A 17,744-nucleotide genomic window follows, 5' to 3' on the forward strand; every position below is an offset into this window, starting at 1 on the left:
CAGGACTTCCCGCCGCAGCGGCTCCTAGCGCTGGACGGCGCCGAACCGCTCGCCGGCCAGCGCCACGGCACTTTCGCGGGCTGCCGAGGCCTCATCCGCCGTCAGTGTCCTGTCGGCGGCCCGGAACCGGAGCCCGAAGGCCAGCGACTTCCGGCCGTCCTCGATGCCCTTGCCGGCGTAGACGTCAAACAGTGCCACGTCCTCCAGGAGTTCGCCGGCGCCTTCGCGGAGCGCAGCGAGGACACTGTCAGCCGGCACGTCGGCAGGCACCACGAGTGCCACGTCCTGGGTGGCCACGGGGAACGCGGAGATGTGGCGGGCCACAATCACGTCCGGCGCGGCTTGGAACAGGGCGTCCGCGTTCAGTTCCAGCGCCACGGAGCGGGCGGGCATGTCCGCTGCGGCCAGGAGCTTGGGATGCAGTTCGCCGGCGTAGCCCACCGGTTCCCCGGAACGCAGCGACAGCAGCGCCGCCCGGCCCGGGTGGAAGGCCTGGTGCCTGCCCTGGCTGGCCACCAGGTCAACGCCCAGGACGTCGCCGGCAAACCGGGCGATGTCCAGTGCGTCGGCCCAGTCCCAGGCGCGCGGCGTGTGGGCCGCGGCTGCCGGTGAGTCGTGTCCGGTGAATACGGCGGCGACGTGGAACGGCTGGTCCGGGACGCCGTCGTACAGTCCATCAAGCACCTCGTCCGAAGGCTTGGCGCCCAACGGCGGGATCTCCGCGGTGCCCACGGTACCGGACGGCAGGAACACCAGGCCGCTTTCGAAGACGGCGAGGTCGCGGAAGCCGCGGGAGTGGTTGCGCTTGGCCACCTCGATCAGGCCCGGCAGGATGGAGGTCCGCAGGAAGCCCTGCTCCTCGCTGATGGGGTTGGCCAGCTTGACGGCGCTGCGGACAGCGCCGGCCTCGGCGACGCCGAACGTGTCGTTCGCTGCCTTGGTGACAAACGGGTAGGACAGGACCTCGGTGAGGCCGGCGTCCGCCAGGGCCTGGATGAGGCGCCGGCGCTGCTGCTGCAGCCGGGTCAGGCCGCGGCCGGGTGGCGCCACGGGCAAGGTGGCAGGGATCTTGTCGTACCCCACCAGCCGGGCGATTTCCTCGGTCAGGTCTTCCTTGGTTTCCAGGTCGCTCCGCCAGCTGGGCGCCGTGACGGTCCAGCCGGCGTCGGACGCTTCAACGGTGGCGCCGAGGTCCACCAGGGAGGTGGTGATCTGCTCCGCGGTGAAGTCGATGCCGATCCGCTGCGCGGCGAAGCCTGCCGGCAGGGTGATGGTGACGGCGCCGGGCGCGGTCCCAACATCCGTCCCGGTTGCGTCGGCGGTGCCGCCGGCGAGGTCAACCAGCAGGTCAACCACACGCTGGGCTGCAACATCCGCCACGTGCCAGTCCACGCCACGCTCGAAGCGCTTGGACGCCTCGGACGGCAGCTTGTGGCGGCGCCGGGAGCGGCCGATTGACACCTCGTCGAAGTGGGCGGCCTCCACCAGGATGGTCGACGTCGAATCGCCCACCTCGGTCGCGGCGCCGCCCATCACACCGGCAATGCCGATCGGGCCGGAACCGTCGGTGATCAGGAGGTCCCCGGCGTCGAGCGCGCGGTCCTTCCCGTCAAGGGTGGTGAGCCTCTCGCCCGCGGCGGCGCGGCGCACCACAATGCCGCCGGACAATTTGTCCTTGTCGTAGCAGTGCGTGGGCTGGCCCAGTTCAAGCATCACGTAGTTGGAGATGTCCACGGGAAGGGAAATGGAACGGATGCCGGCCAGCCGCAGCCGGGACGTCATCCACGGCGGCGTGGGCCTGGTGGCGTCAACGCCTGAGACGGTGCGGGCCACAAACCTGTCGCAGCCCGGCTTGCCGTAGATGGGGGCGGCGTCGTCAAGTGTCACGGCGTAGCCGCCGGTGAGGCCCTGGGGCGCCTGCACGTTGGCGGCGGGGTCCGTGAATGGTGTGCCGGTGGCGTGGGCATACTCGCGGGCCACACCGCGGATGGAGAACGCGTAGCCGCGGTCAGGGGTGACGTTGATTTCGGCTGCCTGGTCGTAGAGGCCCAGCAGTTCCATGGCGTCGGTGCCGATTTCCGGGTCCAGGCCGATCCGGGACAGCACCAGGATGCCGTCGTGGTCATCGCCGATCCCCAGTTCACGGACGGAGGCGATCATGCCGGCGGAAAGGTGGCCGTAGGTTTTCCGCGCCGAGATGCGGAAGTCGCCGGGCAGGACGGCGCCGGGCAGTGTGACCACCACTTTGTCCCCTGCCACGAAGTTGTGCGCGCCGCAGATGATGCCCTGCACACCGGAGGGGTCGATGCCGTCGCCGGTGAGGGTCTGCTCCTGGCCTTCGGGGACAACGCGGACCTGGCACCAGTTGATGGTTTTGCCGTTGGTCTGGGGTTCCTTGACGATGCTCAGGACCTGTCCCACCACAATGGGGCCCTGCAGGGTGTCGGTGGGACGGTGCACGTCCTCCTCTTCGAAACCGACCTTGACCAGTTCCGCCATCACATCTTCGGCCGTTGCTCCGGCCGGTACTGCCGCGAATTCACGCAGCCAGGAAATTGGGATACGCATGCTTAGATCTCCATCCCGAAGTGCTCGCTGAAACGTACATCGCCTTCGATCATGTCGCGCATGTCGGCCACCTCGTTGCGGAACATCAGGGCGCGTTCGATCCCCATGCCGAAGGCAAAACCCGAGTACACGTCCGGGTCGATGCCGGCGGCGCGCAGGACGTTGGGGTTGATCATGCCGCAGCCACCCCACTCGATCCAGCGCGGACCCCCCTTGGCGCCGGGGTGCCAGATGTCCAGTTCGGCGGACGGCTCGGTGAACGGGAAATAGTTGGGCCGCAGCCGGACGGAGGCCTCATCGCCGAACATCTGCCGGGTGAAGTGCTCCAGGGTGCCCAGGAGGTCGGCCATGCTCAGGTTTTTGTCGATGGCCAGGCCCTCGAACTGGTGGAACACCGGGGTGTGGGTGGCATCGAGTTCATCGGTGCGGAACACCTTGCCGGGGCACAGCACATAGATGGGGACTTCGCGTTCCAGCATGGAGCGCACCTGCACCGGGGAGGTGTGGGTGCGCATCACCAGGTGCGCCTCGGGCGGCTCCACAAAGAAGGTGTCCTGCATTTCGCGGGCCGGGTGGTCCGGCTTGAAGTTCAGGGCGTCGAAGTTGAACCATTCCGATTCAACCTCGGGGCCTTCGGCGATTTCCCAACCCATGCCCACAAAGATGTCCGCAACGCGGTCCTGCAGGGTTGAGAGCGGGTGCCGGGCGCCGGCACGACGACGGCGGGGCGCGGCGGTGACGTCAACGGTTTCTTCCAGCAGGATCCGGGCGTCGTTTTCGGCTTCCAGTTCGGCTGTCCGGTCCGCGAGCGCTTTGTTGACCTTGCCGCGGGAAGACCCCATCAGCTTGCCGGCGATGGCTTTCTGGTCTTTGGGAAGGGCTCCGATTTCGCGGTTGGCGAGGCTCAGGGGCGACTTTTCGCCCGTGTGCGCCAGCCGCACCGCCTTCAGCCCATCGAGGGTGCCAGCACCGGCAATGGCGGTGATGGCCTGGTCTACAGCGGCGTTGATGGCGGCTTCATCCGTGGGGTTCGGGATGGCGGCGCCCGGCAAAGTTTCAGTCATCTACTGTTCTTAGCTACGAGTTGCGGCTGCCGGCGGCGGGGCAGCCGGCGCGGTTTCCCGGCGGCGCGTCCCGTCACTGGCAGGTCATGGACGGACGCCCCCGGTTTCAGGGCTTCCAATGACCAGGTTCAGGGCACACCGGAAAAAACCGGTGGGCCTTTTTCTCCAGTCTAATTGAACGCTCCGGCTACCATGGCCTCATGACATTACGGCCGGGTCCGGGACCCCGCCCGCCCCTCACGGCAGGACAGCGGCTGCGGCAGGCCGCCAATGTGGTCAACGGCAGCACCCTGGCCGGCGTTGTGGTGGCACTGGCCGCCAGGACCCGGCTCAGCGCCGGCCCGCGGGGCCTGATCCTGGCCGAAGGGTATGCGTGGCGGCTACCGGTTGCCGGTGCTTTCACGCTGGGCAACGTGGTCCTGTGCCGCGGGAGCACAGCAGGAATGCTGGCCCGGCCAGCGCTGCTGGGCCATGAGGAGCGCCACTGCACGCAGTATGCCTGGTGCCTGGGCCTGCCCTTCATCCCGTTGTACCTGTTGGCTGCCGGCTGGTCCGTGGCGCGCACCGGAAACCCCGGAACGGGCAACGTCTTTGAGCGCAACGCCGGGCTGGCCGCCGGCGGCTACCCCGTGCACACGCCACCCCGGAAGGCCGTTGCTGGTGCGGTCCGACGGCTTTTTGGCTTCTTCCCACCCCCGCCACCACGTGTTCAAAGGAGAACCGTATGAGTAGCAACCAGCTGTTCGAAACATCCGGACCCATGCCAGGGACCGTGACCGTCACGGGCACGGGCTGGGCCGATGCCGCGCCGGACCTGATGGTGGTCGCCATTGGCGTGGAGAGCCGCGCTCCGTCCGTGGACGAGGCCTATACCGCCGCCGGCCGGGCCCTGTCCGCTGTGGCCGCCACCTTCAAAGGCAACGGCGTGGCCCCAGCCGATATCCGGACCACGGGGCTCGGCGTCCGTGCTGACCTGGTCTGGCGCGATGGCGAGGGCCAGCGGGTGGCAGGCTACATTGCCACCAGCTCGCTGTCAGTCCAGCTCCGGGACATGGAGTCCGCGTCGGCAACGGTCTCGGCCGCAGCAGCAGCCGGCGGCAACGACGTGCGCCTGCACAACCTCCAGTTGGCCATCCTGGACGACGCAGCGGTGCGTGCCGGTGCCCGCGACGCTGCCTGGCGCAACGCCCAGGCCGCAGCATCCCAGTTCGCAGCCCTCGCTTCCGCCCGGCTGGGCAGGGTGGTGTCCGTGGCGGAGCGGGGCCCTGAAGCGGGGCCGGTGCCCGTGGCGGGCCTGCAGCGGGCGGCTGCGGTGGAGAGCGTCGCCATTGAGGCGGGCGAGGACAGGGTGGAGGCCGCCGTCACCGTGGTCTGGGAACTCGTCCCGGAATCCTAGGGCTCCACCGCGGCGCCTCCTTGACAATCATTCGAACATACCTTCGAATGGAAGCCATGAGATGGGATGCGCAAGCACTGGTACCGGCACCGGACCCCGGCACGGCGGGAGCAGCTCCGGCGCTCCTGCCCCTGGCGGGCCTGGTCCGCTCCGTCACCACTCCGGAGTTCGCCGGCATCACGTTCCATGAGGTCACCGCCAAATCGGTGCTCAACAAGGTGCCGGCGGGATCCCGGATGCCGTTCGAGTGGACGGTCAATCCCTACCGCGGCTGCAGCCACGCCTGTGTGTACTGCTTCGCCCGGAAAAGCCACACCTACCTGGATTTCGACGCGGGCCTGGACTTCGACAGCCAGGTGGTGGTCAAAGTCAACGCCGCCGAGGTGCTCCGCAGCGAACTGTCCAAGCCGTCGTGGAAGGGCCACCAGGTGGCCCTGGGAACCAATACCGACCCCTACCAGCGCGCCGAAGGCCGGTACAAGCTGATGCCGGGGATCATCGCCGCCCTGGCAGAGACCGGCACGCCGTTCTCCATCCTGACCAAAGGCACCCTGCTGGGCCGGGACATTCCGTTGCTTAAAAGCGCTGCCTCGCAGGTTCCGGTGGGCCTGGGCATCTCGCTGGCGATGACGGACGAAGAGCTGTCCGAAGCCATTGAACCCGGCACCCCGGGGCCGCGCGCCAGGCTGAAACTGGTCTCCCGGCTGCGGGAAGCCGGCCTGCCCTGCGGCGTGATGGCCATGCCCATCCTGCCCTGGCTCTCCGACAGCGACGAGGCCCTGGATTCACTGTTCTCGGCGCTGGCAGCTGCGGGCGCCACGGGGGTCTCCGCCGGCGCCCTGTACCTGAAGCCCGGCACCCGCGAATGGTTTATGCAATGGCTCGCCGCCAGGCACCCGGAGCTTGCCGGCAAGTACCGGCGGCTGTACGGCACGGGGTCCTACGCTTCCAAGGAATACCGCACCTGGCTGGCGGCCAAGGTCCGGTACTTCAAGGCGCGGCACGGCTTCACGGGCACGTCCGGCTTCAGCCATGATGACGTGGACGATCCCCGCGGCGAGGAGGCACAGTACCCGGCCGGCAGCATCCCGGAACCCGGGGCGGCCAACCACCGCCGTGCTGGGCAGCATGCCCCGGCCGCGGGTCCGAGCGCCGGGCCGGCGGGGCAGGACGCCCTCTTCTAGGCCTGCCGCATCCTATCTGCCGGGTCCAGTCCTGCCGGATCCAGTCCTGCCGGGTCCAAGCCTGCCGGGTCCAAGCCTGCCGGGTCTAAGCCTGCCGCGCAGCTTCGCCGGCAACACCCAGCTCTGCGAGCAGGGCCCTGACGATCGGAAAGTCCGCCGGAATCCACGGCAGGGCCAGGATCGCTTCCGGATCCGCCAGCGGCAGCCAGCGCAGCTCGTTGTGGTCCTCCAGAGGCTCCGGCTCACCCGTGACGATCTCCGCCAGCCACACCCGCATGCTGGCCTTTGCGTTCAGGGGCCAGCCCGTGGCCTCCGGTGCCGGCAGCTCAGCGCCCAACCGGGCTGCTATTCCAAGTTCCTCGGCAAGCTCCCGCACCAGTGCATCGTCGGGGCTTTCGCCGGGCTCAACCTTGCCGCCGGGGAACTCCCACAACCCTGCAAGCTGCTCCGGTGCGCTTCGGCGCGCCACGAGCAAACGGGCCGGTTCGGCCAGGCTGTCCACCAGGGCTCCGCCCACTACCTGTATCAGTCCAGTCACCGCCCCATTCTATGAGGGACAATGGAAGGACCGGGCAGCGCGCCGCACGGGCGGGAATACCGCAGCCGGCGCCGCGGTTTCCGCAAAAGGCCCACCCCGTAGCACCGCCCCACTGCCGTGGCATGTCCCACCATTAAGCACCACGTTCGAGAAGCAGGCACATGAGCAGCGACCTCCGCACGTCCACGGCGTCCCCGGCCACCTCCTCCTTCCTTGCCATGGCCATCATCGCCCTGGCCATGGGCGGGGTGGGGATCGGGGTCACGGAATTCACCATGATGGGGCTGCTCAAGGAGGTGGAGCAAGGCCTGGGGATTTCCACCCCGGAGGCCGGCCACCTGATTTCCGCCTATGCCCTGGGCGTGGTGGTGGGCGCGCCGCTGCTGGCGGCGGTGGGAGCCAAGCTGCCGCGCAAGCAGCTGGCACTGGGCCTGATGCTGTTCTTCACGCTGGCCAACCTCACGTCCTACCTGGCCCCCGACTACGGCACCATGCTGCTGTCCCGGTTTGCCGCCGGCCTTCCGCACGGCGCATTCTTCGGTGTCGCTGCCGTCATCGCCGCATCCCTGGTGCCAGCGTCCCGGCGCGGCTGGGCCATTTCAATGGTGATGGCCGGCCTGAGCATCTCCAACGTGGTGGGTGTCCCCTTCGCCACCTGGCTGGGCCAAACCTACGGCTGGCGGCTGCTGTTCATCCTGGTGGGCGCCATTGGCCTGGTCACCATGGCCCTGATCTGGAAGTTCGTGCCGTTCCAGGCGGCCCACCCGGACGCGAGCATCAGGCGTGAACTCGGCGCACTGAAACGGATCCAGGTGTGGCTGGCCATCGCCATCGGCATCGTGGGCTTCGGCGGGTTCTTCGCCACCTACACCTACATCGCCCACACCATGACACTGGTGGCCGGGATCCCGTCGTCGCTGATCCCGCTGGTGGTAGCCCTCTATGGGCTGGGCATGGTGGCCGGCAACGTGGTGGGCGGCCGACTGGCCGACAAATCCGTGATGGGGACCATCTACAAGGTGCTGCCCGGCGTTGCCGTGGCACTGGTGGTCTACGCGGTGGCCGTGCACTGGCCCTGGTCCGCCTACGTCATGGTGTTTGTGGTGGGAGCCGCCGGGTCCATGCTGATCCCGGCCCTGCAGACCCGGCTGCTGGACGCGTCCCCGGACGCCCCCTCGCTGGCCTCGTCCCTGAACCACGCGGCCCTGAACGTGGCCAACGCCCTGGGTGCGTTCCTGGGCGGCGTGGTCATCGCCCTCGGCTGGGGCTACGTCGCCCCGGCCCTGGTCGGTGCGGTGCTGGCCCTCCTGGGCTTCGGCGTCGCCATCCTCAGCGGCCTCCTGGAACGCAAAAAGCCGCTGACCGCCTGAGCCCGGGTTGGACTCCTGGGATTATTCGCCGGTATCCGACCGGTTGAGGTCCGGTTCCAGGTAGATGACCCTGGCGATGGGCACTGCTGCCCGGATCCGCGCCTCGGTCCTGTCGATTTCCCGGGCGATCTGCCGGCCCGTCTCCGTGCTGTCCACGGCGATCTTGGCTGCCACCAGCAGTTCATCGGGTCCAAGGTGCAGGGTCTTGAGGTGGATGATGCGGCCGCCGTCGGCCTCGATGGCGGCCCTGATGCGCTCCAGGTCCTCTTTACCGGCGGACTCCCCCACCAGCAGGGACTTGGTCTCCATGGCCAGGACCACGGCGATGGCCACCAGCAGGAGACCAATCATGCCAGTGCCGGCGGCGTCCCACACCCCGTTCCCTGTCAGCAGGGTCAGGCCCACCCCCATCAGGGCGAAGGCCAGGCCTATAAGGGCGCCAAAGTCCTCGAGCAGGATGACGGGCAGTTCCGGCTGTTTTGCGCTCCGGATGAACTTCACCCAGGTCTGCTTGCCGCGGACGGTGTTGGATTCGCGGATCGCCGTCCGGAACGAAAGGGATTCCGCCACGATCGCGCCCACCAGCACGGCCAGTGGCACCCACCAGAAGCTGCCCTCGATGGGATGCGGTTCCAGGAATTTTTCGTAGGCCTCGTAGAGGGCAAACAGGCCACCGACGCTGAACAGCACAATGGCAACGATAAATGCGTAGATGTAGCGCTCCCGGCCGTAGCCGAACGGGTGCTCCGGGCTGGCAGCACGCCGGGACTTCTTTCCGCCCACCAGCAGCAGGAGCTGGTTGCCGGAGTCCGCCAGCGAGTGGATGGCTTCGGCCAGCATCGACGAGGACAGCGTCAGCAGGTACGCCACGAACTTGAGGACGGCGATGCCCAGGTTCGCGGCCAGGGCCGCCACGATCGCTTTGGTACCGCCATTGGCAGCCACGGTGGCTTCCACCTCTCCAGGATCAGGAATCCAGCACTTATTACGGACCCAGCTTGGCTCCGCCCATGCATTACCGTACCCGGCCGGAACCTGGAGCGCACGGCAGTGCGGCCCGGCGGCGCCTTACCGGTCAGCTGGCTGTGCGGCTGGCTCCTGCTGCGAGCGGGCGCTGGCGTAGAGGCACACGGTGGCCGCGGTGCCGAGGTTGAGGCTTTCGGCAGCGCCGTAGATGGGGACCGCCACCCGATGCTCGGCCAGGGCCAGTTCGTCCTCCGAGAGGCCCTGCGCCTCGTTGCCGAACAACCAGGCCGTGGGGGCCGCCAGGTCGTAGCCGGTCTCCGGCCCGTCACCGGTCAGCCTGCGCCGGGCACTGCCGTCCTGGAGCGTGTCCAGGTTCAGGGCGCCATAGCCGTCGGCGGCGAGGACCCCGATCCCCCGTTCCTTGCAGGCCGCCACCACTTCCGCCACGTCTGCACCGATGACCACCGGAAGGTGGAAAAGCGAGCCTGCCGTGGAGCGGACGGCTTTGGGATTGTAGATGTCCACGCTGGAACCGGTCAGCACCACGGCGTCCGCCCCGGCGGAGTCGGCGGCCCGGAGGACCGTCCCGGCGTTCCCCGGGTCCCGGACCTGGCACAGGACGGCAATCAGGCGTGGGCCGACGTCGAGCACGTCAGTGAGGGACACATCCACAAAGCGGCAGACGGCCACAATTCCCTGCGGGTTGACGGTGTCCGCCATGGCTGCCAGGACATCCTCGGTTGCCAGCCGCGCATCGGTGCCCTCCGCGAGCCCATCAAACTCCGGGTAGCGGTCCAGGCAGGCCTCACTGGCAAACACTTCGGTCACGATGCCCGGCGCACCTGCGGCCAGCCGCTGCTGGTGCAGCTTCAGGGCTTCCCGCACCGTCTGGGGGCCTTCCACCAGGAATTCGCCGCGCCTTAAACGGGCCGGGCGCCCTGCAAGTTTCGCCACGTCCCGGACCCGATCTGCTCGGGGGTTGGAAAGTGGAAAATCTTGCGGGCGCCCGGTTTCGTTCATATAAGAACTGTAATGGCTGCTGCCACCCGTTCCTGAACTGCCGTTTCCCGAAGGAACGCTTTGCTGCTACTCGGCTGCTGCAGCCTTCTTGGCGGCAGGCTTCTTCGCAGCGGGCTTCTTCGCAGCAGGCTTCTTCTTCTCGGCCTTCGGCGCTGCGGCTTCAACCTGGACGGCCGGAGCGGACGTGTCGGCGGGCAGCGAGTTCTTGGCAACCTGGACCAGCGCGGCGAAAGCGTTGGCGTCCGAGACGGCCAGCTCGGCCAGCATGCGGCGGTCAACCTCAACCTCAGCGGCCTTCAGGCCCTGGATCAGTCGGTTGTAGGTGAGGCCGTTGGCGCGGGATGCAGCGTTGATGCGCTGGATCCACAGGCGGCGGAAGTCGCCCTTCTTCTTCTTGCGGTCGCCGTAGCTGTACACAAACGAGTGCAGCAGCTGCTCTTTGGCCTTGCGGTACAGGCGTGAACGCTGACCACGGTAACCCTTTGCGCGCTCAAGAATAACCCGACGCTTCTTGTGGGCGTTTACCGCCCTCTTCACACGTGCCACGTGCGTACTCCTTCGAAAATCTGATCCCAAGCATCTACTGCCGGTTTCCCGGCGGCCTGAGAAGGCTTTTTGGTAGCTGACCGGCTGCCGGTTGGCGGCCCGTCAAAGAACTTGGAAATTAGATGCCGAGCATCTTCCGGATGACCTTGGCGTCGCCCTTGAAGACGATCTTGTCGCCGGCGAGGCGGCGGGTCAGCCTGGAGGACTTGTGCTCGAGGTAGTGGCGGCGGTTGGCCTGCTGGCGGCGCAGCTTGCCGCTGCCGGTCAGCTTGAAGCGCTTCTTAGCACCACTGTGGGTCTTCATCTTCGGCATGGGAACCGATCTCCTTACGTGTCCGCAGGCTGGGCCTGCAGTTCTATCGAGCAGCCACCCTTACGGGCGGCGTGCTGGTTGCTGGCTGCCGGCGGGACTTACCGCCGGCAGTTGTGGACTAAGTGGTTTTCTTCGCAGCCGGCTTCGGCGCTGCCTTGGGGGCAGGGCGTGCAGCAGGCTTGGGGGCAGCAGGCCGGGCCATCGGCTTCGGCACAGCAGCTGGCTTGGGAGCGGCAGCCGGGGTGGCGGCTTCCGTCTTTTCAGCAGCAGCAGGCTTGGCAGCCGGGGCGGCGGCCTTCGGGGCTGCAGCCTTGGGGGCAGCGGCCTTCGGCGCAGCGGCCCTGGAAGCAGCAGCCTTCGGCGCGGCGGCCTTGGTGGCCTCCTGCTTGGGGGCTTCCTGCTTCGGAGCCTCCTGCTTGGGGGCTTCAGCCGGTGCCGCGGCGGCTTCGGAAGGTTCGACGGCGGCTGCCGGCTTTTCCTCCGGAGCCTCGACTGCTGCGGCGGGTTCGGTGGTGATGGCGAAGCCCTCGGGCAGCAGGTCCGCGAGGGACTGCGTGAAGGGTGCCTGGTCATCGCCGGAAACGTCGATGTGGCCGCCCGTTGCCCGGGCTTCGTTCTGTGCCTTGGACTCGGCGCGCTGGGTGGCACGGCGGGCTTCGGCCTTGGCCTCAGCCTTGTTCTTGAGCGGGCCAACCACCATCACCATGTTGCGGCCGTCGATGCGGGGGCTGGACTCCACCACACCGACTTCAGCGACGTCGTCGGCGAAGCGCTGGAGCAGGCGGATGCCCATCTCGGGACGCTGCTGCTCACGGCCACGGAACTGGATCATGGCCTTGACCTTGTCCCCGGCGCCGAGGAAGCGGAGGGCGTGGCCGCGCTTGGTCTCGTAGTCGTGGGTGTCGATCTTCAGGCGGAAGCGGATTTCCTTCAGAACGGTGTTCGTCTGGTTCTTCCGGGCTTCACGGGCTTTGACAGCGGCTTCGTACTTGTACTTGCCGAAGTCCATCAGCTTGCACACCGGAGGCTTGGCCTGCGGCGCAACTTCAACGAGATCAAGATCGGACTCGGCAGCCAGGCGCAGTGCATCATCAATACGGACGATTCCTACCTGTTCACCTGCAGGGCCGACCAGCCGCACCTCGGGGACGCGGATACGCTCATTGATTCTTGGCTCGCTAATGTTAAAGCTCCTGTGTTTGTTGTGGATTCCGGCAAATAGAGAAGGCCCCCAATTGCCGGAGCAATCGAAGGCCTCTGAAAGGTTGGCTGGACTGCCCCACTAAGGGACTGCCCGCACACACCGGCTACTGCCGGCGCCATGCCCAACCAGGTACCCGGCAACCTTGCGTCCATCAGATGTTCAGGAACATCGAAGGACAACGGCTGACGCGGGTGGGAGAGAACTCCGCTTGCAAACTGCATGCCATTCTACAGAAAAAGATTCCTGTCAACGCCGCGGGGCGCCGCAGGAATCCGATCGTAAGGACAATCTCTGAAATAACAGCATCCAGTCGGTCTGTGTCAAGCTTACCAGTATGAGCACCCCAGACAGTAATTCACATGTTTTCGAGCCTGCAGCTGACGCCGGCGGCGTCTCGCAGCAGATCCGGGACATTTCCGAAGTTCCGGCCATTGAGGTCATCACCACCGCCGCCGTGCACCTGATGAGCGCGGCCGCCGTCAAGCTGGGCCTCGCCGCCGAGGAAAACGCCGAAGAGCTCAAGGACCTCGACGAGGCCCGGAAGCTGATCCACGCCCTGGCCGGTCTGGTAACCGCCGCGGCACCCGAGATCGGCTCCCAGCACGCGGGCCCGTTGCGTGATGGCCTGCGGTCGCTGCAGCTGGCCTTCCGCGAGGAATCCCTGATCCAGGATCCGCCGGGCAAGGGTCCGGGCGAGAAGTTCACCGGCGCCGTCAACTGACGGACGCCTTCCGGGGCGCCGGCTCCGGAGACTGATGACCACCACGGCGGCGGCCGGCCCACACGGGCCTGCCGCCGCCGTCGTTTGTTAACCAACCGGCTCTACGGGCCTGGCGGCTGCGCCCGCGGTCCGGCTCAGGGAGCAAGTCCAGCCCGGGCAGCTGCACCGGCCACTGAAACGAGTGCAGCAGTGCAGCTCAGGCGGTTGCGCGTCGCCGGCGGACCTGCTGAAGCACCAGTCCCACCAGGCACAGCAGGACTCCGGCGGTGCCGACGGCGAAGAAGCCGCCGGACGGACCGACACCGTCGATGAATACCCCGGCAAGCGGCGCGCCCAGGGCAACGCCGCCGGTCAGTGCAGAGCCGTACCAGCCCATGGCTTCGCCGCGGCGTTCCTCCGAGACCAGATCCGCGACCTTCTCCGACGCGGAGGACAGCACCGGCGCGCAGAGCAGGCCGGGAAGCAGGGAGACCAGCGCCAGGGTCCAGGTATCGTGCGCGAAGCCCATGGGGATGGTGAAGGCGGCCATTCCGAGCAGCAGCAGGATGGGTGACACGGGCCGGTGCATGGCACCGTAAATCAGTCCACCGACCACGGACGCGGCGCACCAGAACAGGAAAACAATCCCGATTTCGCCCTGGTGTCCGCCACCTTCCAGGGCAGCGACGATGCCCACATCGGTGCCGCTGAGGACCATCCCGGTTCCGGCTGCCACGGCGAACAGGGCGGCCACGGTCGCCGTGAACCAGGCGAAGTTGTGCGCCACCCGTCCCCGGATCCCCGGGGCTGGGGCACCTGCCGGCACCAGTTCCGCCGCCGCCTCCTGAAGGTGGGCCGGGGCCGCGGCCACCACTGCCGCTTCGGCGGCGTGGCGCTCGTCCCGGCTGCGCTCCCCCTCGGCGTCTGCGGTCTGGGCCGGGCTGCGGGTGGGTGGGTTGAACCACATGAGGAACAGGCCGGCGAAGGATGTGGCCAGGCCTACAACGGTGAGGCCGGCGACGGTGTGGCCGCTGGTGGCAATGATGGCGCCGGCGGCCGGGCCGATCATAAACACCAGTTCGGTGGTGATCGCGTCGAGGGCGAAGGCCGTGCGGCGCTGGTCCCCCTCAGCGAGGATGCCCAGCGATTGGCGGACCACGCTGAAGATGGGGAGGGTGAGCAGGCCGCCCACAAACACCAGGGGCAGCAGCCACTGGTACGGGACGTGGGGCACCACGGTCCAGATGACCGCTTCGGAAACCACGGATGGTATGAGAGCCTTCCGCAGGCCCACGGTGTCCACCCGGCGGCCGCGCCACGGCGCGCCAACGGCGATGCCGATGGTCATCACGGCGGCGGCGGCTCCGGCGGCGGCATAGCCCTGGTCCAGGGTGAGGACGATGTGCAGGGTCAGCAGCACGCCGGCTGCGGAGTGGGGAATACGGGCGATCATGCCCACCAGCAGCAGGCGCCGGATGGGTTGGACGGCGAGCAACTCCCGGTAGAGAGCGAAATTCACGAAAATGATCCTTAGGTCTGCCGCAGCCTCCCGGGGTTTCCCGCCTGGCTGCCGGCTAGTGTGTGGCGCGCCTCAACTTGACCTCGATCGAGTCGACCCGCTCCCCAAACAATACATTCCGCGACCACTCGCCCTGGAGCCCCGCCACCAGCTGCTGTACCCCGGCAGCGTCCAGCCCGTCCGCCAGGTAGAGCACCACCTGCAGCTCGGGACCGGCGCCGCCACCGGCAAGGGTTGAGCCGTCCGCTGCGGCGGCGCCCACTCCCCTGCCGGGTTTCAGCTGAAGGTCCCGGACGGCGGGGAAGGCCGCTGCAGCCTGCCGCATTTCGGTGGCCAGTTCCGCGTCCGCGTAGGACGGCGACCAGGAGTGCTGCTGGGCCAGCGCCCACAGGCCCGGTCTGCGGACCACAAAGGTGACCCCGGCCCCTGGGTCAAGCACCATAAGCTCGGCGCCCTCTGCCACCGCGGACAGCGCGGCCCTGGCGGCGTAGACGGCCACCGGCCGGGCGTCCGGGTGCCAGGCCGAAAGGGCCCCGGCTGACGTGAAGGCCGGCATGGCCGTCCGTCCGTCCGCGGCTTTGAGGGTGACCAATGCCATGTCGGCCTGCTTGTCGGCGTGCAGCCCCGAGTCCGTTTCGGCTTCCTCGGCCAGCTGCGCAACGATCGGGATAAACACCCGGGCCGTGGCCAGCGAAGCCACGACCCCGGCTTCGTCGCCGGTGCCGGACCGGAGTGCCGCGACGGCGGCGAGGTAACCGGCGTCGGCAGCGCCGTCGTCGTCGTCGAAATTGTGGATCCGGGCGTCATCGCCGGCCAGGCTGCGGCCTGCCCAGGGCTGTCCGGCAGAGTCGGCGGCGCCGCCGGCACCGGCCAACGCGGCGGCGATATGCCCGGGCAGGTGCCGGGGCGCGGGGCTGTCCGGACCGGACTCTCGGCTTGTCATGCGGTTTCCCTGTTGCGCCTCAGCGGCGGCCGGCAACGTCGAGGGCTTCGGGCAGGGTGAAGGCGCCGGCGTACAGGGCCTTGCCCACAATGGCACCTTCGACGCCCAGCGGAACCAGCGAACGGAGGACCTTGAGGTCCTCGAGGCTGGAGATGCCTCCCGAGGCGACGACGGGCTTGCCGGTCTTCTCCACCATCCGGCGGAGGAGCTCCACGTTGGGGCCCTGCAGGGTGCCGTCCTTGGTGACGTCCGTGACCACGTAGCGTGCGCAGCCGGCGTCCTCAAGGCGTGCCAGGACGTCCCAGAGGTCCCCGCCTTCCTTGGTCCAGCCGCGGCCCGCCAGTGTAGTGCCGCGGACGTCGAGGCCCACGGCGATCCGGTCGCCGAAGCGGTCGATTGCCCGGCGGGTCCAGTCGGGGTTCTCCAGCGCGGCGGTGCCCAGGTTCACGCGCGCGACGCCCAGGTCAAGGGCAGCTTCGAGGCTTTCGTCGTCGCGCAGCCCGCCGGACAGTTCCACTTTGATGTCCAGCCGGCCCACCACTTCGCGGAGCAGTTCCGCGTTGGACCCCCGGCCGAAGGCTGCGTCGAGGTCCACCAGGTGCACCCACTCGGCACCTTGGTCCTGCCAGTTCAGCGCGGCTTCCAGCGGGGTGCCGTAGCTGGTTTCGCTGCCGGCCTCGCCCTGGACCAGCCGGACGGCCTGTCCATTAACAACGTCGACGGCGGGCAGCAGTTCCAGGACCGGCAGGTCGTTTGCGGTGGTCATCAGTTTCCTCAGGGTTGGGTGACGGAGTACGCGGGCCCGGTCAGGAGCCAGGCAGGGTCAGGAGATACGCGGCCACCAGCGACATCGCGGCCAGGACGTAGAACGAAACCTGGGTCCAGAGCGGTTTGGCCTGCTGGCGGAAGGACAGTGCGCCGCCCACCAGGAGACCGGCCAGGCCCATCAGGACAATGGACCACATTCAGGAATCGCCGCCGGCCGCGGGCTGGGCAGCGGTTTCGGCTGGGGTGGCATCGCTGGTTGCGGGGCGGCGCAGGGCGTCCACCCAGTTGCGCAGCAGCCGGGCTCCGGCGTCGCCGGACTTTTCCGGGTGGAACTGGGTGGCGCACAGCGGCCCGTTCTCCACCGCGGCTATGAAGGGGGCGCCGTGCTCGGACCAGGTCACCAGGGGCGCCGCCATACGCGGCTGGATGATGTCGAAGTTCCATTCCTGCACCCCGTAGGAGTGCACAAAGTAGAAGCGTTCGTTTTCGACGCCGGCAAACAGTTTGGAGCCGGCCGGGGACTTCACGGTGTTCCACCCCATGTGGGGCACCACCTCGGCGGGCAGCAGTTCCACCTTGCCGGGCCATTCGCCGATGCCTTCAGCTTCGGTGCCGTGCTCCACACCGGCTTCAAAAAGCACCTGGAGTCCTACGCAGATGCCCAGGACCGGGCGTCCGCCGGCCACCCTGCGGCCGATCAGGCGGATCCCGTCCACGGCTTTGAGCTCGCGCATCACCGTTTCAAAGGCGCCGACGCCGGGCACCACCAGGCCGTCCGCGTTCAGCACGTCCCCGGGCTTGGCGCTCAGGATGACCTCGGCTCCGGCACGCTCAAGGGCGCGGACGGCGGAGCGTACGTTCCCGGAACCGTAGTCAAGCACGGTGACGGTGGGTTTGCCCTGGGGCGACTCGAGCCGCTGGGCTGCCGAGGGGTCGATGATCGCGCCGTCCTTGAGGATCCGGCCCGTCACAGGGCGCCCTTGGTGGACGGGATGCCTTCAACGCGGGGGTCGGGTTCCACGGCCGCGCGCAGGGCCCGGGCGAACGCCTTGAACTGTGCCTCCACGATGTGGTGCGGATCGCGGCCGGCCATGACGTTCATGTGCAGGCAGATGCCGGCGTGCAAGGTGATGGCTTCGAAAACGTGGCGGGTCAGGGACCCGGTGAAGTGCCCGCCGATCAGGTGGTACTCCTGGCCTGCGGGCTCGCCGCCGTGCACCAGGTAGGGCCGGCCCGAGACATCAACAACGGCGTGGGCAAGGGCCTCGTCCAGCGGGACAGTGGCTTCGCCGAAGCGCCGGATCCCGGCCTTGGTGCCCAGGGCGGTGCGGAGGACTTCCCCGAAGGTGATGGCGACGTCTTCGACGGTGTGGTGGACGTCGATGTGGGTGTCACCGGTGGCCTTGACGGTCATGTCGATCAGCGAGTGCTTGCACAGTGCTGTGAGCATGTGGTCGTAGAACGGCACCGAGGTGTCGATGTCCGATACACCGGTGCCGTCAAGGTTGATCTCCACGAGCACTGACGATTCACTGGTGGCACGCTCCATGCGTGCGGTCCGGGACTCGGCTGCGTTCGATCCGGTGGAACTCATGGTCAAGGGTCCTTTGAGGGAAGTGGGGGTGGTGGGACGGGGTGCGCCCTG

19 protein-coding genes are annotated in these 17,744 nt (G+C 68.0%); 5 read left to right on the forward strand and 14 right to left on the reverse strand.

All coding sequences use genetic code 11. From position 1 onward, the window contains the following. Positions 1–24 precede the first annotated feature (24 nt). Positions 25–2,568, reverse strand: a complete 2,544-nt coding sequence (gene pheT, locus ACU18_RS11430) for a phenylalanine--tRNA ligase subunit beta (protein ID WP_050685684.1) — start codon at positions 2,566–2,568, stop codon at positions 25–27. 2 nt (positions 2,569–2,570) lie between these two features. After that, positions 2,571–3,632: a phenylalanine--tRNA ligase subunit alpha gene (gene pheS, locus ACU18_RS11435; RefSeq protein ID WP_050685685.1), complete on the reverse strand. Its 1,062-nt coding sequence runs from the start codon at positions 3,630–3,632 to the stop codon at positions 2,571–2,573. 200 nt (positions 3,633–3,832) lie between these two features. Between pheS and ACU18_RS11440 the strand changes: the two genes are divergently transcribed. Genes ACU18_RS11440 through ACU18_RS11450 form a run of 3 tightly spaced genes read left to right on the forward strand, consistent with a single transcriptional unit; the run spans position 3,833 to position 6,212 of the window. Beyond that, positions 3,833–4,360: a hypothetical protein gene (locus ACU18_RS11440; RefSeq protein WP_082178297.1), complete on the forward strand. Its 528-nt coding sequence runs from the start codon at positions 3,833–3,835 to the stop codon at positions 4,358–4,360. Beyond that, entirely contained in the window at positions 4,357–5,028 is a 672-nt protein-coding gene (locus tag ACU18_RS11445) for an SIMPL domain-containing protein (protein WP_231686065.1), read from the forward strand. Before ACU18_RS11440 ends, ACU18_RS11445 begins: the two co-directional genes overlap by 4 nt. A gap of 56 nt (positions 5,029–5,084) precedes the next feature. Next, entirely contained in the window at positions 5,085–6,212 is a 1,128-nt protein-coding gene (locus ACU18_RS11450; protein ID WP_050685686.1) for an Rv2578c family radical SAM protein, read from the forward strand. Between the two features lie 85 nt (positions 6,213–6,297). Here ACU18_RS11450 and ACU18_RS11455 read toward each other — a convergent pair whose 3' ends face one another. After that, positions 6,298–6,750 carry a (deoxy)nucleoside triphosphate pyrophosphohydrolase gene (locus ACU18_RS11455; RefSeq protein WP_050685687.1) on the reverse strand — a complete coding sequence of 151 codons (453 nt, stop codon included), beginning with the start codon at positions 6,748–6,750 and terminating at the stop codon, positions 6,298–6,300. 161 nt (positions 6,751–6,911) lie between these two features. On the opposite strand from ACU18_RS11455, the gene ACU18_RS11460 reads away from it, so the two are divergent. Next, positions 6,912–8,120 (forward strand): MFS transporter, encoded by a 1,209-nt coding sequence (locus tag ACU18_RS11460; protein WP_050685688.1) that lies wholly within the window; start codon positions 6,912–6,914, stop codon positions 8,118–8,120. A gap of 21 nt (positions 8,121–8,141) precedes the next feature. Here the strand turns inward: ACU18_RS11460 and ACU18_RS11465 are convergent, their stop codons facing one another. From ACU18_RS11465 to infC, 5 genes are all read right to left on the reverse strand, one after another. Next, a complete protein-coding gene (locus tag ACU18_RS11465) occupies positions 8,142–9,065 on the reverse strand; it encodes a cation diffusion facilitator family transporter (RefSeq protein ID WP_050685709.1) in 924 nt (307 codons plus the stop codon). A gap of 123 nt (positions 9,066–9,188) precedes the next feature. Next, positions 9,189–10,106, reverse strand: coding sequence for a TrmH family RNA methyltransferase (locus ACU18_RS11470; protein WP_050685689.1), 918 nt, complete (start codon positions 10,104–10,106; stop codon positions 9,189–9,191). Positions 10,107–10,172: 66 nt separating this feature from the next. Next, complete coding sequence (gene rplT, locus ACU18_RS11475) at positions 10,173–10,652, reverse strand: 50S ribosomal protein L20 (RefSeq protein WP_050685690.1); 480 nt, start codon at positions 10,650–10,652, stop codon at positions 10,173–10,175. 118 nt (positions 10,653–10,770) lie between these two features. Further along, on the reverse strand, positions 10,771–10,965 hold the full coding sequence (rpmI, locus tag ACU18_RS11480) for a 50S ribosomal protein L35 (RefSeq protein WP_009358635.1): 195 nt from the start codon (positions 10,963–10,965) through the stop codon (positions 10,771–10,773). A 118-nt stretch (positions 10,966–11,083) separates the two neighbouring features. Then, entirely contained in the window at positions 11,084–12,106 is a 1,023-nt protein-coding gene (gene infC / locus ACU18_RS11485) for a translation initiation factor IF-3 (protein WP_050685691.1), read from the reverse strand. A gap of 397 nt (positions 12,107–12,503) precedes the next feature. On the opposite strand from infC, the gene ACU18_RS11490 reads away from it, so the two are divergent. Next, positions 12,504–12,890, forward strand: a complete 387-nt coding sequence (locus tag ACU18_RS11490; RefSeq protein ID WP_050685692.1) for a DUF1844 domain-containing protein — start codon at positions 12,504–12,506, stop codon at positions 12,888–12,890. Positions 12,891–13,086: 196 nt separating this feature from the next. Here ACU18_RS11490 and ACU18_RS11495 read toward each other — a convergent pair whose 3' ends face one another. From ACU18_RS11495 to hisB, 6 genes are read right to left on the reverse strand one after another with little or no spacing between them, the layout of a single operon-like run. Next, complete coding sequence (locus ACU18_RS11495) at positions 13,087–14,388, reverse strand: MFS transporter (protein ID WP_050685693.1); 1,302 nt, start codon at positions 14,386–14,388, stop codon at positions 13,087–13,089. 55 nt (positions 14,389–14,443) lie between these two features. Further along, the gene (locus ACU18_RS11500; RefSeq protein ID WP_050685710.1) at positions 14,444–15,331 is read right to left on the reverse strand and encodes an SseB family protein; all 888 of its coding nucleotides are present in this window, start codon (positions 15,329–15,331) and stop codon (positions 14,444–14,446) included. Between the two features lie 19 nt (positions 15,332–15,350). Further along, complete coding sequence (priA, locus tag ACU18_RS11505) at positions 15,351–16,097, reverse strand: bifunctional 1-(5-phosphoribosyl)-5-((5-phosphoribosylamino)methylideneamino)imidazole-4-carboxamide isomerase/phosphoribosylanthranilate isomerase PriA (RefSeq protein WP_050685694.1); 747 nt, start codon at positions 16,095–16,097, stop codon at positions 15,351–15,353. A 40-nt stretch (positions 16,098–16,137) separates the two neighbouring features. Next, positions 16,138–16,296, reverse strand: a complete 159-nt coding sequence (locus tag ACU18_RS19930) for a hypothetical protein (protein ID WP_164468838.1) — start codon at positions 16,294–16,296, stop codon at positions 16,138–16,140. Further along, entirely contained in the window at positions 16,297–17,070 is a 774-nt protein-coding gene (hisH, locus tag ACU18_RS11510) for an imidazole glycerol phosphate synthase subunit HisH (protein WP_050685695.1), read from the reverse strand. Then, entirely contained in the window at positions 17,067–17,693 is a 627-nt protein-coding gene (hisB, locus tag ACU18_RS11515; RefSeq protein WP_050685696.1) for an imidazoleglycerol-phosphate dehydratase HisB, read from the reverse strand. The genes hisH and hisB overlap by 4 nt, the downstream gene beginning before the upstream one ends. Positions 17,694–17,744: the final 51 nt, after the last annotated feature.

The organism is Arthrobacter sp. ZBG10 (assembly GCF_001238605.1).
In the GTDB taxonomy this organism is placed as follows: Bacteria; Actinomycetota; Actinomycetes; order Actinomycetales; family Micrococcaceae; genus Arthrobacter.

Bases quoted from the DNA above. Each gene is read 5' to 3' on its own strand.
- pheT (WP_050685684.1), bottom strand. From the start codon at position 2,568: ATGCGTATCCCAATTTCCTGGCTGCGTGAATTCGCGGCAGTACCGGCC.
- pheS (WP_050685685.1), bottom strand. From the start codon at position 3,632: ATGACTGAAACTTTGCCGGGCGCCGCCATCCCGAACCCCACGGATGAA.
- ACU18_RS11440 (WP_082178297.1), top strand. From the start codon at position 3,833: ATGACATTACGGCCGGGTCCGGGACCCCGCCCGCCCCTCACGGCAGGA.
- ACU18_RS11445 (WP_231686065.1), top strand. From the start codon at position 4,357: ATGAGTAGCAACCAGCTGTTCGAAACATCCGGACCCATGCCAGGGACC.
- ACU18_RS11450 (WP_050685686.1), top strand. From the start codon at position 5,085: ATGAGATGGGATGCGCAAGCACTGGTACCGGCACCGGACCCCGGCACG.
- ACU18_RS11460 (WP_050685688.1), top strand. From the start codon at position 6,912: ATGAGCAGCGACCTCCGCACGTCCACGGCGTCCCCGGCCACCTCCTCC.
- ACU18_RS11470 (WP_050685689.1), bottom strand. From the start codon at position 10,106: ATGAACGAAACCGGGCGCCCGCAAGATTTTCCACTTTCCAACCCCCGA.
- rpmI (WP_009358635.1), bottom strand. From the start codon at position 10,965: ATGCCGAAGATGAAGACCCACAGTGGTGCTAAGAAGCGCTTCAAGCTG.
- ACU18_RS11490 (WP_050685692.1), top strand. From the start codon at position 12,504: ATGAGCACCCCAGACAGTAATTCACATGTTTTCGAGCCTGCAGCTGAC.
- ACU18_RS11500 (WP_050685710.1), bottom strand. From the start codon at position 15,331: ATGACAAGCCGAGAGTCCGGTCCGGACAGCCCCGCGCCCCGGCACCTG.
- priA (WP_050685694.1), bottom strand. From the start codon at position 16,097: ATGACCACCGCAAACGACCTGCCGGTCCTGGAACTGCTGCCCGCCGTC.
- ACU18_RS19930 (WP_164468838.1), bottom strand. From the start codon at position 16,296: ATGTGGTCCATTGTCCTGATGGGCCTGGCCGGTCTCCTGGTGGGCGGC.
- hisB (WP_050685696.1), bottom strand. From the start codon at position 17,693: ATGAGTTCCACCGGATCGAACGCAGCCGAGTCCCGGACCGCACGCATG.